The following is a 14,667-nucleotide window of genomic DNA, read 5'->3' as shown; positions in this document are numbered from 1 at the left end:
AATGCCCTCCTCCCCTCAAATCCAGCCTTTTTCTTCCGCCAGCCGTACCGCCTCAATCCGGCTTTTCACTTCCAGCTTATTGAGTATTTCAGAGATGTAATTGCGGACAGTGCCATAAGACAGATGCAGCGAAAAGGCTATCTCGCTCGCGGTTTGCCCTTCTCCAGCCAGTTTTAAAATCTCGCGCTCCCGTGCTGTTAATGGATTCTCCTCCCGCAGACTGCCGAAGACTAACTCAGGAGATACCTCCCGATGTCCAGCCATGACACGACGAATAGATTCAGCTAGCTTATCTACAGGCTCGTCCTTCAACAAATACCCTTGAATACCAGCCTTTACTCCACGCTCAAAATACCCTGGACGGGCAAAGGTGGTCAAAATAATAATTCGGGTCGGACAACCCTTACTCCGCAATATTTCTGCAACCTCCAGCCCGCTCTTGAACGGCATTTCAATGTCCATGAGACAGACATCCGGCTGAAGCTTGTCGATTAAAGCTAACGCCTCCGCCCCATCACAAGCTTCTCCGACTACTTCGATATCGTCTTCAAGATCCAGCAAAGAAGCCATCGCTCCCCGAAGCAGACGTTGGTCCTCCGCTATAACAATGCTTATCATGCAGTCTCACCCCCTTGTGCATCTTTTACGATTAGCGGGATGGTAACGATCAGCGTAGCTCCCTGACCCTCAGCTGAGCTTAGCGACAGGGAGCCATCAATCAGGGATAGACGCTCTGCCATTCCCTTCATGCCATTTCCATCGCTAAGCCCACGATTCCCTCTCTCCCCATGCTGTAGACCAATGCCGTTATCCTTAACGGTAATTCGCACTTCTCCAGCCAGCTTTGCCACTCCTATGAAGCATTTGTCCGCTCTACTATGCTTTACGATATTAGTCACTGCTTCTTTGATACAGAGGCTGAGGATATTTTGCGTCAGATCGGATACCCCCTCCAGAGAGATATCCCCTTCCACTTCTAAGGCGATCTCTGCCGTTCGCAGCATCTCTCCAGCTTCAGCCAGTTCCTCTGCCACTGAGACCGCACGCATTTCCGACACTAGCTCACGCACTTGACGGAGCGCAGCCCGTGAAGTGCGCTGAATTTCTCGCGCCTCCTCTTGGGCTCGCTCCGTATTTTTCGTCACCAGCTTCTCTACGAGTTGGCTCTTTAACGTAATCAAGGACAAGGTATGGCCAAGAGTATCATGCAGGTCACGGGCGATTCGCATTCGTTCCTCACGCTTCACCAGCTCTTTAATCACCTCATTGGCTCGATCCAGCTCTTTCTCCAGCTTCTGATTCCGATTCATGGACCTCACTCCGAACGGACTAATCAACATAATAATAATAAACGGAGCTAAAAATATCACACTTCCCCACTCCATCCCACGACCCACTAAGACCAGCACCGAAAGGATCATGATCACAAAAGAAGCAAATGCAATTTTGAACCCTTTATTCTCCGTATAATATGCGATAAAATTTGCGGTGAAAAAGCCCATGTACAGATTATAGGGGGTATAGAACACACTAAGCACCACGATGATCAACATTTGAATAATTAACCAAACATTAAACACTCCACCCCGCACCCAATACAGCTGGCGATAGCTGAGGGCAAATACCGCTATCATAATCCCGCCCAGAATGAGCTTCATTCCAGTCTCCCCGCGCAAATTCAGGATGGGCATAACCAGATAAACAGCCCATACAAAAGGGAAAAAACCCTGTTTTTGTGGAAATAACCGGAACTTCGCACGCTCAGACATTCATTCACACCGCTTCCTGTTTTTTTCGAATATAGACCGATAGTAACATAAAAACTACCAAATATCCGAGCAAAATCAAGACATTACTCCACGTCGGAGCTGAGCCACGAACGATTTCCCAGGCTCCATTCCCATAGTTATAGGAAGGCAACCAATGACCAATCCGCTGCATTAATCGTGGCAGTATCTCAATCGGCATCCACATGCCTCCTGCTACAGCAAGAGCCATATAAATCACGTTGCTGACTCCACTGGCTGTATCCACCCGTTTCATAGCACCTACAAGCGTACCAATCGCTAAAAATGGTAGAGAACCGATCAGGATCCACAGCCCGCTAAGCACCCATTGACCTGCGGATAAAGAGACGCCATTGATTAAATAGCCTGCGATAAAAATACAAATGACCGAAAACAGATGCATCATCGTCTGTCCGAACATTTTTCCGAAAAAATAGATCGATCCCGGCAGCGGTGTAATCCGAATAAAGGTGGTCCAGCCTTGTGTTCGTTCTTGCACCAACCGGATGCCAAGCGTCATAATGGCTGAGCCCATTACACTGAAGGTCGCCATAGACATTAAATAATGAGCACGCCACGTTAGGTCATCGCTACCTGTATTGACCACCCGGGTGAAGATGAAATAGAACATGATGGGCATGAGCAAAGACCAGAACACATAATAGGGATTACGGATGATCCGCAGCATTTCCGCTTTACACTGTACAGTAATTAGTCTCATGGTTAGACAGCCTCCTCTTGGTTCATGGTCAATTGTTCAAAAGCCTCATCCAAACGTCCCTGATCAATTCGAACATCTTTCACAGGAAGTCCAGCCACAAAAATCGCTTTAAGCGCCTCATCTGTATCCTCTGTGGTCACGTGAATGCGGCCATCTTTTTCATAACAATCCTCTATAGCAGCTAGGTCTAGCAGGTTTCTGCGCAATTGCGAGCGATCACCCACAGGCAGGAAGGACACGGAACGCTTCACAATCCGCGATTTAATCTCATCTGGACTTCCGTCCGCAACTAAGTGTCCTTTACTGAATAATAGAATACGATCCGCGATATCTTCTGCTTCCTGCAAATAATGGGTCGTGAACACAATCGTTTTTCCTTGCTCCGCAAGTCCACGAACCGTTTCCCAGAACCGCCGCCGGGAAGTAATATCAAGTCCGACTGTAGGTTCATCGAAAAAGATCAGCTCCGGATTACCCGCGAGGGCTAGCGCAAAGCCCAAACTACGCTTTTGACCGCCCGAGAGCTTCTCGGCGTATCTATTCAAATCGGCTGGCGCAAGTCCAGTAGCCTTAATTAGAAACTCCATATCCATAGGCTTTGGATAATAGCTGCGGATCAGATCAATGATCTCCCGCACCTTTAGCCGATCCATTACACTTACCTCCTGCAGCATCGCTCCAGTCTTTTCACGTACTGCTTTATCCTTCGGATGATGACCGAACAACTCCACTGTACCCTCGGTAGGCTCTATTAGCCCCAGCAGCATGCCTAATGCCGTTGTTTTACCCGCTCCGTTCGGTCCCAGAATAGCTGTAATCGAACCTTTAGCAATGTTAAAGCTGATATTATCTACGGCCTTTTTATCCTTATATATTTTGCTGACCCCGTGCATTTCTATAATATTATCCATAACGTAATCCCTCCGCTTCCGAATGCGTTTGATCTATTTCAATCATATGGAAAAAGAAGACATGACATTAGTATGGACTGTCATTTCTTTAAGATGACAACTGTCACCTTCCTGGCTTCGAATAAAAAAAAGAGGCTGCCCTATCAGTAGAATGAACTACTAATAAGGCAGCCTCTTTAGGTGAAGAGAGTTTAGTTATCTCCGGAGGAATCCTTTTTCCAGCAGGAACTCCTTCATATGCAGCCGTGCTGGCTGTGCCAATCGCTCCGCCATAATGGCCGACCAAGGGGTGTCTTTGGCGCCGTGGGTCCGCTCACGCATATAGTCTGAGGAGACTTTATCGTAAGTTTTGACCTGCTCCACAGTGGTTTCCGCATTGTAGCGATTACGATGCAGAACAGCCTCTAGTGGAAGCCGCGGACGCAGGCCCGAAGCTCCGTCAGGATAACCTACACACATCCCGAATATCGGATAGACCAATTCAGGCAGTCCCAGCAATTCCGATACCTCCGCGATCCGGTTACGGATTCCACCGATATATACAATTCCAAGTCCTAGTGATTCCGCAGCCACTGCAGCATTCTGTGCAGCAAGCGCAACATCAACGGTAGCTACAATCAGGTTCTCAGCAGAATCTTCATAAGAAGTCTCTCCCTGCAAATGAGGTTTCGTCACCTCGCGCAGCCGATACAGATCAGCGCACCAGACCAAAAACACTGGGCATTGTTCTATATAAGCCTGATTGCCCGCTAGTCCCGCAAGCTCCGTCTTTAGTGCCGGGTCAGTAACTGCAATAACACTATAAGCCTGAACATTGCTTGAGGTTGAAGCCATCTGAGCTGCTCCAATAATAGCGCTAAGCTGATCTTCACTTACTGGCTTATCCTGAAACTTGCGGACAGATGCATGTTTCATTAACAGAGAAATTGTATCGTTATTTACTTGCACTGTGGCCACTCCCTAAATAGTGATAGTGATATTACAGCTTTACCCGCTGTAGCCGAAGTGCATTCAAGACAACAGACACGGAGCTAAATGCCATCGCAGCTCCTGCCAGCCATGGGGCTAGAAACCCAAGTGCAGCAATCGGTATTCCTATTGTATTGTAAGCAAGCGCCCAGAACAAATTTTGTTTAATATTTCTCATCGTTTTGCGGCTCATCATGATCGCATCAGGAATACTCTTCAGATCCCCGCGCATCAGCGTAATATCAGCTGCTTCCATAGCTATATCCGTTCCTGTCCCAATCGCCATACCCGTATCGGCAGTAGCCAGTGCCGGAGCATCGTTGATCCCATCCCCAACCATGGCAACCTTAGTCCCATTCTGTTGGAGCTTGCGAACCTCTTCGGCTTTGCCCTCTGGCAGAACCTCTGCTAACACTTTTTCGATCCCTGCCTGCTTCGCAATAGCCTCAGCTGTAATTTTATTGTCACCAGTGATCATTACGACTTCAATACCCATATCATGGAGCGCGGCTACAGCCGCTTTTGAGGTCGGTTTAATCGTATCAGCAACGGCCACAATCCCAGCGATTTCACTCTCTACCGCTACTAGCATAGCTGTCTTCCCCGACTCCTCCAGCTTCTTCATAATTGGAGTCCATTCTGTGATATCAAGCTGATGATCTTCCATCATCCGCCGCGTGCCTACCATAACCTGCTGATCGGAGACAACGGCCATAATTCCACGTCCGGGCACATTATCAAACTGCTCAGCAGTAGGCAAAGCCAAACCTCTATCAGCAGCGCCAGCAACAATAGCTTCCGCAAGTGGATGCTCAGATAGCTTTTCAGCAGCTGCAGTTAAAGCTAACAATCGGTTTTCCGCGTTTTCTTTTCCATAAGCTGCAATTCCAGTAGTAGTCACAACATCGGTAAGCACGGGTTTACCATTCGTCACTGTACCTGTTTTATCTAGTACAACGGTCTGAATCCCTTGCGCTCCCTCTAAATGCTCCCCACCCTTGAAGAGAATTCCAAGCTCTGCTGCCCGGCCCGATCCTGCCATAATGGAGGTTGGCGTTGCCAGACCTAGCGCACATGGACAAGCGATTACGAGCACTGCAATGGCTTTTTCGAGGGCATCAGCGAACTGGCCAGGGGCTGCCCAGAAATACCAGATCAGAAAAGTTATTACGGCAATACCCACAACAATCGGCACAAAAATCCCTGAGATTACATCGGCAATCCGCTGAATCGGAGCTTTGGAGCCTTGAGCTTCCTCCACTACTCGGATAATTTGAGCCAGCGCAGTGTCGCGACCCACTTTATTGGCTTTGATTCTCAAGATACCATTCTTATTCATAGTGGCACCGATCACGGTATCCCCTGCTTTTTTCTCCACAGGAATACTCTCTCCGGTCAACATAGACTCATCCACAGAAGAAGATCCCTCGACTACCTCACCATCCACAGGTACCTTTGTTCCGGGTTTCACCAGTACAATATCGCCAGGAATGACTTCATCTGTCGGGATATTCATTTCTTGCCCATCCCGAATTACGAGGGCGGTTTTTGCCTGAAGCCCCATTAAGCTTTTGATTGCGTCAGAGGAACGGCCTTTCGCCAGCGCCTCAAACCATTTACCGACAAGGATAAGTGTAATGAGTACAGCACTCGTCTCATAATACATTTCTACAGTATGATTCATTCCCTTCATGCTTAAGGAATCAATAGTCAGATAAAGACTGTAGAAATAAGCTGCCGACGTCCCTAATACGACTAACACATCCATATTGGCACTCCGGTTACGAAGGGCTTTATAAGCACCGACGTAGAACTGCCAACCGATGATAAATTGCACAGGGGTAGCCAGCACAAGCTGGAACCAAGGATTCATAAATATATCCGGTGTTGGAATCCAGCCGGTGAAGGAGAAATGACCCGCCATCGCCCATAACAATGGGAACGAAAGAATTGCAGAAATGATCCATTTCCACTTTTTATGCTGAATTTCTTTTCCACGACGATCCACATGATCCTTGCGGTCTTCTTTAAGAGAAGCTTTATATCCGATACTGCTTACCTTCTCCATGATCTCCCTTGGACTGATATTACCGGGTGTATATTCTACATGTGCTGTTTCCAGCGCTAAATTCACATTAACTGCTGCTATACCCGGTGTACGGCTCAACACTTTTTCAATCCGTGAGGAACACGCAGCACAGGTCATCCCCGATATATCAAAATCCGCAGATTCTTTAATAGTGTCATAACCAAGAGAACGGATTTTATCCTCAATTTGTGGCAACCCTGATACTGTCGGATCAAATCCAACTGTAGCCTGTTCCAAGGCTAGATTCACATTCGCACGAGATACGCCGTCCATCCGGGACAAACCCTTCTCAATTCGGGTTGCACAAGCGGAACAGGTCATACCTGTAATCTGTACAGTTGCCTGCTGTTCGTTTGGTGAAGCTGTTGTTTTGGTTTTATCCATGATTTCCACGCCTCCACATACCCCTATAGGGTATGATAATTTCTAAAAGAAAAGGCATTGGAGCTTTGGGCAGCTTCCCCATATCACTCCAAGCCTTATTACTGTGCTTCAAATTAAACTACGTCATACCCTTGATCTACAATTGCTTCTTTAATCGCACCAAGGCTTACTTTGTTCTCATCATACTCGACGGAAACTTTCTTAGCAGCAAGATCAACTTTAGCTGTGGCTCCAAGATTGCCTACGGCTTTCTCTACAGAGTTAACACAGTGACCACAAGACATTCCTTCAACGTTTAATGTAGCGTTTGACATTAATATAACCTCCAATAAATGTTGTGAAGCTATGCTCTAGAAGCATTAGCTTATTATTTCATTAATTTGTTAACCGTAATTAGGAGCTCGTCGATAACCTCATGTTCGCCAGCTTCGATTCGCTCAACAATGCAACTTTTCATATGTCCTTCTAACAGCATCTTACCGACACCATTTAACGCCGCCTGTACCGCCGCGAGCTGGTTGAGTACATCATCACAATAGGTATCCCGCTCAATCATACCCTTTACCCCGCGGATCTGGCCTTCAATCCGGTTGAGGCGCGTATTCAAGTTATTCTTGAATTCTGCCGAATGATGACTTTTTCGTTCTCCTGATGATGAAGAATGACAATTTATGTCGCAGAATTCTGCAGCTTGCTCTTTCTTGGCAGTAGACATAAGAATCAGCCTCCTTGGTTATAATATAATATACCCCCGTAGGGTATGTCAAGAGGCATTCCTAATTCATCCACAGATGATCTCCACGGGTAGTTTGTCCCTATATTACCGCCGTATTCTTCTACGGTTGGCTATACATCTCTATTTTTTCAAAAAAACTATTGCCTCCCTATTCAAATTTGAATATAATAAATTTTGCTTCTAATTATGAACATTTTTCGAACAGAACTATCACTATCACTATTAAGAAAAAGGAGCTGCGAAGCATGCATACTAAAGAAAGTAATCTTAAACTCGTAGTGGTTGGCCTGCTGCTTGGGATTCTTATGTCCGCAATGGACAATACCATTGTAGCTTCAGCTATGGGAACGATAGTCTCAGATCTTGGCGGTCTGGATAAAATCGTATGGGTCACCTCGGCTTACATGGTAATGGTAATGGCCGGAACTCCTATCTTCGGCAAGCTCTCTGATATGTATGGACGTAAACGTTTCTTCATTTTCGGATTGATTGTATTCCTGATTGGCTCGGCTCTGTGCGGTACTGCCACCAGTATCACACAGCTCAGTATTTACCGTGCCATTCAAGGGATCGGCGGCGGTGCACTAATGCCAATCGCCTTCACCATCGTTTTCGACATTTACCCGCCTGAAAAAAGAGGGAAATTGACCGGTCTCTTTGGAGCCGTCTTCGGAATCTCCAGTGTACTTGGACCTTTACTCGGTGCCTATATTACCGACTATGTTGGTTGGCAGTGGGTATTCTACATTAACCTGCCGCTAGGAATTATTGCACTGTTCCTGATTGCAACTTCTTATAAGGAGTCGATCTCCCACGCTAAACAGCGCATTGACTGGGGCGGAGCCTTCACTCTGGTTGGCGCGATTATCTGCCTAATGTTCGCTCTGGAACTTGGTGGTAATCAATATGCTTGGGATTCCAGTGCCATCCTTGGCTTATTCGTAGGTTTTGCTGTTCTCTTGCTGGCGTTTATCCTTATTGAGAGAGTAGCTGCTGAACCTGTGATCTCGTTCGCTATGTTCCGCAAACGGTTGTTTGCAACAAGCAGCGTGACCAGCCTATTTTATGGCTCTGCTTTTATCGTAGCTACTATTTACATTCCTATCTTTGTGCAGGGTGTATTTGGCGGCTCAGCTACGAACTCAGGGCTGATCCTTATGCCGATGATGATCGGTACGGTCGTTGGCAGTCAGACCGGGGGGCTGCTTACAACAAAAACCAGCTTCCGCAACATTATGATCCTATCCGCAGTCTGCTTTGTCGCAGGGGTCTACAGCCTAAGCACTTTATCACCAGATACCTCCCGTCTCATGCTTAATGTATTTATGGCTCTGACTGGGTTCGGCGTAGGCTTTTCCTTCTCCGTGCTGAGTATGGCAGCTATCCATAATTTCGATATGCGCCAACGGGGATCGGCAACATCGACCAGTACCTTCATGCGCTCCCTTGGAATGACGCTGGGAATTACGATCTTCGGGATTATTCAGCGGAATAGCTTTACTAACAGTCTAAGCGATGCTTTTGGCGGTAGTGAACAGTCAGCAGCTTTCGGAGATCCACGCGCTGCGTTAACACCTGAAGCAAGAGCGAAGATCCCTGCTGAAATATTAGAAAAAATATCAAGTGCGTTATCCACCTCTATTGCCCAAACCTTTATGTGGGCCTTGATTCCTGCAGTGCTCGGTCTAGTCTTTGTACTGCTCATGCCAAAAGACCGTCTTACCATTCCTGCTAAAGCTGTTCAGGCGTCTGAGGGCAAAAGGTAACCATTATGTCCATGAAATTAGCCATTTTAGGTTTACTGCTGGAGCGGAACATGCATCCCTATGAAATCACATTAGTGATGAAGGAACGTTCCATGGACCGGATCACGAAGCTGCAGATGGGATCACTCTATTATGCTGTGGATAAGCTTGCACAAGATGGTTATATAGAAGCTTTAGAGGTCATCCGCAGCAGTGATCGGCCGGACAAAACAATCTATGCCATAACGGAGCAAGGTAAAGCTTTATTCGAACAGCTTATCCTGCAACAAATTAAGAAAAACGAACCCTTCTATCATCCGATGTATATGGCCCTGGCTATGTCCCGTCATATCGATCAGAGCAAGGTTGAGAAGCTGCTCGAGGAACGCCTCCGGGAAACAGAACATCAGGTTAATCTGGCTTATCAGGTATACGAGGAGCATATCTCCATCGTGCCTCGTTCTGCCCTGCATCTAATGTACGGTACATATGAGCACACCCTGACTGAGCTGAAATGGCTGCAGCGCCTATACGATGATGTTGTAGCACGCAAGCTAAAAGACATAGGGACACCGTTGAATTTAGAGGCCTAATGGCCTCTTTTTTCTGTTTAAGGGAGTCAAAATACGTTTATTAACGAGCACAATAGCCATTAAATCTCAAAGAAAGGCGAGGCGGTAAAAATGACTCAAGAAAAACATCAGCGGAATAGTGACAAACGGGATCACCCGGAACAATATCCAACAGAGAAAGAAAGTCTATTCGATCTTCATGAAAGTGAGCAGAATGTAGACCCGATTCCGATGGAAGATTTGACGCTGGAAAAGCAAGAAGAAAAGAATAAAGAAGAGACCAAACACCGCTCTTCCAGCGACAAAAAATACCATACGGGCTTCTGAGAGTGTACAATATCTACAAGTACGCAATCATAATTTCCAAGGAGGAATCACATTGTTGAAAGCGTTACCTTTAAACAAGCGCGGGATTCCCGCAAGCCGCATTGCTTTAGGCTGCATGGGGCTAGGCGGTGACTGGGACCATGAGCCGATTACTGCGGAGAATGTTAAACAGGGACATGAAGCGGTTGATGCCGCCCTTTCCATCGGCATCAACATGTTTGATCATGCAGATATCTATACTCGTGGGAAGGCGGAGAAGGTATTCGGTCAGATTTTTAAGGATCGTCCAAGACTACGTGAAGAAATCATAATTCAATCTAAATGTGGAATTAAGCTAATGGAGCCTGGAGACAGCACTAATACGTTTGATTTCTCTGGCCAACATATTCTGAACAGTGTAGATGGAATATTGTCACGACTTGGGACCGAATACATTGATATTCTTCTACTGCATAGACCTGATCCCTTAATGGATCCCGAGGAAGTAGCCTCCGCATTACATCAACTGAAGGCCGCTGGTAAGGTTCGTCATTTCGGGGTTTCCAATATGAGCGCCGCTCAGATCAAGCTGCTGCAGACTTATTGCGATGAACCTTTTATCGTAAACCAGCTGCATATGAGCTTGGCTAAGATCAGCTGGGTGGATGCTGGAATCAGTGTAAATCGTGAACCCTGGAAGGATATTATCTTCCCTGAGGGAACCCTTGAACATTGTCGAATGGAGAACATTCAGCTTCAAGCTTGGGGGCCACTCGCCCAAGGTCTATTTAGCGGGCGTTCATTAGAGGATCAACCGGAGAATATCGTCCAAACAGCAGCTATGGTCCAACAGCTCGCAGATGAAAAAGGAACAACACCCGAAGCCATTGTACTGGCTTGGCTAATGACACATCCAGCTGCCATTCAGCCTGTTATTGGAACTGTGAATCCGAAGCGTATTACTGCCTGTGCCGATGCGGACAAGCTGGAGCTTAGCCGTAAAGAATGGTATGACCTGTATGTTAGTTCACGCGGTTCAAAACTTCCGTAACATATACATTTATATTCTCAACTTCATTACTCCGCTTATGCCCGGCTCGCGTTACTACTGCGAGCCGGGTATTTTTTTGCGAATCACTCTAACTCATCGTTCTTTATTGAGAATATATTTAGTAATCGAGCGATATATGGAGTTATTTAGAGATAAATTATCATTTTCGTTCTTTATAGAGTACAAATGCGCGTTATTGGCAGTTTTCTTTTTGATTTATTCCATGTATGATTCATTACAGAAGTTGTTCTTAATAAAGAACGATAATAACGAACCAAAGAAACAGACATTGAGGGGAGGTATTCCTCTGAGACCCAGATCAGCAAGGAGAAGACCTAGAAGAAACAGGAAAATCGGATTACGTATACTGCAATCAGGAATGGCTGTCTCCGTCTTATTTCTATATACCTCGCAGCAAGTTGGTGGTACCTATGGAGGCTTTGGAGCCGCTACGCAAACCACTAGCACGATTAGCTTTTGCGAAGTATTTCCGAATTCGATCAAGGCACTGCTTACAGAGTTCAAAGAGCATGTTAATCGAGCGCTCACTTTAAAAGAATCACTACAGCCCTTTTCCTCATCAGCTAACTACTCGGACGTTTCGGGAATAGAAGGGATGTCGCTGGAAGAGCTTGATGTCGCTGCAGAAGAGATTTCTTCGCAAATAGCGGCGCTTCAATCCCAAATAGATAGCGTTAACGAGCAACTGGCGGCTAACAGCCAAATTTGGAATCAAATCCACAATGAGCTAAGTGCAGCAGCAGCCTTACTCTTCCAGATAGGAGGATATATGACTTCTCTAGATTCCAACTGTCTAGAAATCAAGGACGAGCAATTTTTCAGAGATTTACAAAGCAGCCTGAATCAAAGCGGTGTGATCTCGGAATCCTTGAATGCTTCCTTAAATGGAGTTATTAGTTACCTAACCTCCATACACGATGTCGGTCTTCCATTCGCTTCGGTAGTTACCAGTGATGTTTATGGACAACTTGAATTACGCGAAGGAGAGTTCCCACAGCCACTGCCATTCCTGATTACCTTCACTCAACCAGACGGCGTGATCTCTAGCGACCTCACCTCATCTTATGAAGCTCTAAATACCGAATTGACTAACCTTAAAGAATCGGCAACCTCAGGTATCACTACCCTTCAAGATAAACTCCAATTGATCAGTCAGACTCGCGAGCAAAAACTAGAAGAGCTTGAAAAAGCTCGGCTAGAAGAAGAGCAAGCAAAGAAAGAAGAAGAAGCGAAAAAAGAAGAAGAACGTTTGGCTGAGGAGAAAAAGCAACAAGAAGCCGAGGATAAAGCGAAAGCTGAGGCAACCCCTCCAACATCAGGTGAAGCTGCTCCGGAAGCCCCAAATAAAGAACAACCTGAAGCCCCAGCCACTGACCCGGTTAAGCCGGAAATTGGCGAAGAGCTCACAATTCCAAAAGATGTCCCTCAGCAAGAGGCTCCACAAGAGACGCCAAAGGCGGAAGACAGTACGACTACCCCGCCGGTAGCAACCCAAGCTCCTTCGGACCCTCAACCTGAGAAAGGTGGAGAATAAGATGCGAATTAAAAAAATTATCAATAATACCCTATCGAGCTTAATGCTTGTGATCTTTATTCTGCTGGTGGCAGCCGTAGTGTTATCCAAGGCCTCCGGCGGTGAACCTGCTTTCTTCGGATATGAGATCAAAACCGTACTCTCAGGATCGATGGAACCAGGAATTCAGACAGGCTCAATTGTCGCATTAAAACCCGGAGGGGATATGAATCGTTTCAAACCAGGCGATGTCATCACCTTTAGGAATGAAGATAATCTGCTCATTACTCACCGGATTGTAGAAGCGACCGTCAATAACGCTACTGGTGAAGCTGTTTATCGCACTAAAGGCGATAACAACGACGCGCCCGACATGAACCCTACCAGTTCTGTGAATGTTGTAGCTCAGTATACCGGGGTCACTGTACCCTATGTCGGTTACGCTATGAATTTCGCGGTTTCCAAAGCTGGAAGTGTAGTCCTCATGATCGTGCCTGGCTTGATGCTTCTGCTCTATGCTCTGTATACCTCTTGGAAGGCTGTAGCTGCATTAGAAAAGAAAAATGCTGCCCTACTGCCAGCCTCACCGCCCCCAACAGAAACACAGCCCTAAGTTGATTGTCCACTTCCGCTTACGAACCGGAAGATACAATATATAAATTTTATAAAAAATTCAAACACAAATTTGAGGAGGAATTTTATTATGGGTATCAAGAAAACATTGGGTCTTGGCGTAGCATCTGCAGCACTGGGTTTATCATTAATCGGCGGAGGAACCTTCGCATACTTTAGCGACACTGCGCAAAGCACAGCTACATTCGCAGCGGGCACGCTCGATCTGAACTCCGACCCTTCTGTCATCGTTAATATTCCTAACCTGAAACCAGGTGATACTGTAACTAAATCCTTCAAATTGAAAAACGATGGTTCGCTCGATATCGGATCTATTATTCTGAATACATCGACTCAAATCACGGATGCTAAAGGAGATAACTACCTGGATTTAGCCGAGTTCATTAAAGTTAAATTCCTTAGAAATAATGATAAAGGAGTACCTATCGTCTCTCCTGAAAATGTAGTTTATGAGACTACACTTGCTGCTTTAAAAAGTCAGCATCCGGATCTCGTAAAAAATACAGGTTGGGATCAACTCTTTACCGAAGCATCCGGTATTAAAGCCGGTACCAACGACAGCTTCTCCGTCCAATTCGAATTTGTGGAAAATAACCAAGATCAAAATATTTTCCAAGGCGATAGCTTAACACTGACTTGGGATTTCGTAGCTAAACAAGGTGCGAAAAAAGACTACTAAGATCAATAAAGTAATTTAATAAAATACTCGAAGAGCAGCAGATCCTGAATCCGGTCACGGATAAGCAGATTGCTGCTCTTCTCTTTACAATAAACTTTGTCCGATTTATTGATATTTGCTATACTAATAACAAAAATTACGGAGGGGCGTCAGCATAGTGCCACAGAATATGGGCCAACGTATCCAGCAGCTCCGCCTAGACAAGGGTTTCTCCCTATCTGAGCTTGCGGACAGAGCAGATGTGGCTAAGTCGTATCTTAGCAACGTGGAGAGAAACATCCAATCCAATCCATCCATCCAGTTTATCGAAAAAATCGCTGACGCGCTTCAGGTATCCATTCATGCCCTACTCTATGGAGAACCCAATAATGCAGAGGAATCACATTTAGATTCGGAATGGTTCCGATTGGTGCAGGAAGCTATGGACTCAGGCATTAGCAAACGCGAATTCAAAGAATTTCTGGACTATCAGAAATGGAAGCTCGATCAAAAGGATTAATACTTCCTACTAATCTGGTAAGATCCTCTCTTCTACTAATCATATCGAAAA

The 14,667-nt window shown here is 46.0% G+C and carries 16 protein-coding genes; 8 read left to right on the top strand and 8 right to left on the bottom strand.

What is annotated here, in order from left to right; translation table 11 throughout:
- Positions 1–15: 15 nt before the first annotated feature.
- The 8 genes from NSQ55_RS02025 to NSQ55_RS01990 form a co-directional block, all read right to left on the bottom strand.
- Positions 16–618, bottom strand: a complete 603-nt coding sequence (locus tag NSQ55_RS02025; RefSeq protein WP_036682756.1) for a response regulator transcription factor — start codon at positions 616–618, stop codon at positions 16–18.
- Positions 615–1,769, bottom strand: coding sequence for a sensor histidine kinase (locus NSQ55_RS02020; protein ID WP_280753312.1), 1,155 nt, complete (start codon positions 1,767–1,769; stop codon positions 615–617). The genes NSQ55_RS02025 and NSQ55_RS02020 overlap by 4 nt, the downstream gene beginning before the upstream one ends.
- Positions 1,770–1,773: 4 nt before the next feature.
- Positions 1,774–2,508, bottom strand: a complete 735-nt coding sequence (locus tag NSQ55_RS02015) for an ABC transporter permease (protein ID WP_036682760.1) — start codon at positions 2,506–2,508, stop codon at positions 1,774–1,776.
- A 2-nt stretch (positions 2,509–2,510) separates the two neighbouring features.
- Entirely contained in the window at positions 2,511–3,419 is a 909-nt protein-coding gene (locus NSQ55_RS02010) for an ABC transporter ATP-binding protein (RefSeq protein WP_076124631.1), read from the bottom strand.
- Positions 3,420–3,614: 195 nt separating this feature from the next.
- Complete coding sequence (nfsA, locus tag NSQ55_RS02005; RefSeq protein ID WP_076101226.1) at positions 3,615–4,367, bottom strand: oxygen-insensitive NADPH nitroreductase; 753 nt, start codon at positions 4,365–4,367, stop codon at positions 3,615–3,617.
- Positions 4,368–4,398: 31 nt separating this feature from the next.
- On the bottom strand, positions 4,399–6,861 hold the full coding sequence (locus NSQ55_RS02000) for a heavy metal translocating P-type ATPase (protein WP_076124633.1): 2,463 nt from the start codon (positions 6,859–6,861) through the stop codon (positions 4,399–4,401).
- A 113-nt stretch (positions 6,862–6,974) separates the two neighbouring features.
- On the bottom strand, positions 6,975–7,175 hold the full coding sequence (locus tag NSQ55_RS01995; RefSeq protein ID WP_076124634.1) for a copper ion binding protein: 201 nt from the start codon (positions 7,173–7,175) through the stop codon (positions 6,975–6,977).
- 53 nt (positions 7,176–7,228) lie between these two features.
- Entirely contained in the window at positions 7,229–7,576 is a 348-nt protein-coding gene (locus tag NSQ55_RS01990) for a metal-sensitive transcriptional regulator (protein WP_339170901.1), read from the bottom strand.
- Between the two features lie 266 nt (positions 7,577–7,842).
- Here NSQ55_RS01990 and NSQ55_RS01985 point away from each other — a divergent pair, with 266 nt between their 5' ends.
- The 8 genes from NSQ55_RS01985 to NSQ55_RS01950 all read left to right on the top strand — a co-directional run bounded on the left by NSQ55_RS01985 (position 7,843) and on the right by NSQ55_RS01950 (position 14,616).
- Entirely contained in the window at positions 7,843–9,363 is a 1,521-nt protein-coding gene (locus tag NSQ55_RS01985; protein ID WP_036682771.1) for an MDR family MFS transporter, read from the top strand.
- A 5-nt stretch (positions 9,364–9,368) separates the two neighbouring features.
- A complete protein-coding gene (locus NSQ55_RS01980) occupies positions 9,369–9,935 on the top strand; it encodes a PadR family transcriptional regulator (protein ID WP_036682773.1) in 567 nt (188 codons plus the stop codon).
- A 90-nt stretch (positions 9,936–10,025) separates the two neighbouring features.
- Positions 10,026–10,241 carry a hypothetical protein gene (locus tag NSQ55_RS01975; protein WP_076275984.1) on the top strand — a complete coding sequence of 72 codons (216 nt, stop codon included), beginning with the start codon at positions 10,026–10,028 and terminating at the stop codon, positions 10,239–10,241.
- 52 nt (positions 10,242–10,293) lie between these two features.
- Positions 10,294–11,271 (top strand): aldo/keto reductase, encoded by a 978-nt coding sequence (locus NSQ55_RS01970; RefSeq protein ID WP_076124641.1) that lies wholly within the window; start codon positions 10,294–10,296, stop codon positions 11,269–11,271.
- A 379-nt stretch (positions 11,272–11,650) separates the two neighbouring features.
- Positions 11,651–12,826, top strand: a complete 1,176-nt coding sequence (locus tag NSQ55_RS01965; RefSeq protein WP_076304310.1) for a hypothetical protein — start codon at positions 11,651–11,653, stop codon at positions 12,824–12,826.
- Position 12,827: 1 nt separating this feature from the next.
- The gene (locus tag NSQ55_RS01960) at positions 12,828–13,418 is read left to right on the top strand and encodes a signal peptidase I (RefSeq protein ID WP_076124645.1); all 591 of its coding nucleotides are present in this window, start codon (positions 12,828–12,830) and stop codon (positions 13,416–13,418) included.
- A 90-nt stretch (positions 13,419–13,508) separates the two neighbouring features.
- The gene (locus NSQ55_RS01955) at positions 13,509–14,117 is read left to right on the top strand and encodes a TasA family protein (RefSeq protein WP_036682781.1); all 609 of its coding nucleotides are present in this window, start codon (positions 13,509–13,511) and stop codon (positions 14,115–14,117) included.
- A gap of 169 nt (positions 14,118–14,286) precedes the next feature.
- Complete coding sequence (locus NSQ55_RS01950; protein ID WP_339174378.1) at positions 14,287–14,616, top strand: helix-turn-helix domain-containing protein; 330 nt, start codon at positions 14,287–14,289, stop codon at positions 14,614–14,616.
- Positions 14,617–14,667 lie beyond the last annotated feature (51 nt).

Origin of the sequence: Paenibacillus sp. FSL H7-0943 (assembly GCF_037963265.1) — a bacterium.
GTDB classification, from domain to species: domain Bacteria; phylum Bacillota; class Bacilli; order Paenibacillales; family Paenibacillaceae; genus Paenibacillus_AQ; species Paenibacillus_AQ odorifer.
Note: the sequence above shows the minus strand (reverse complement) of the source record. Positions and strands in the feature narration are given on the sequence as shown.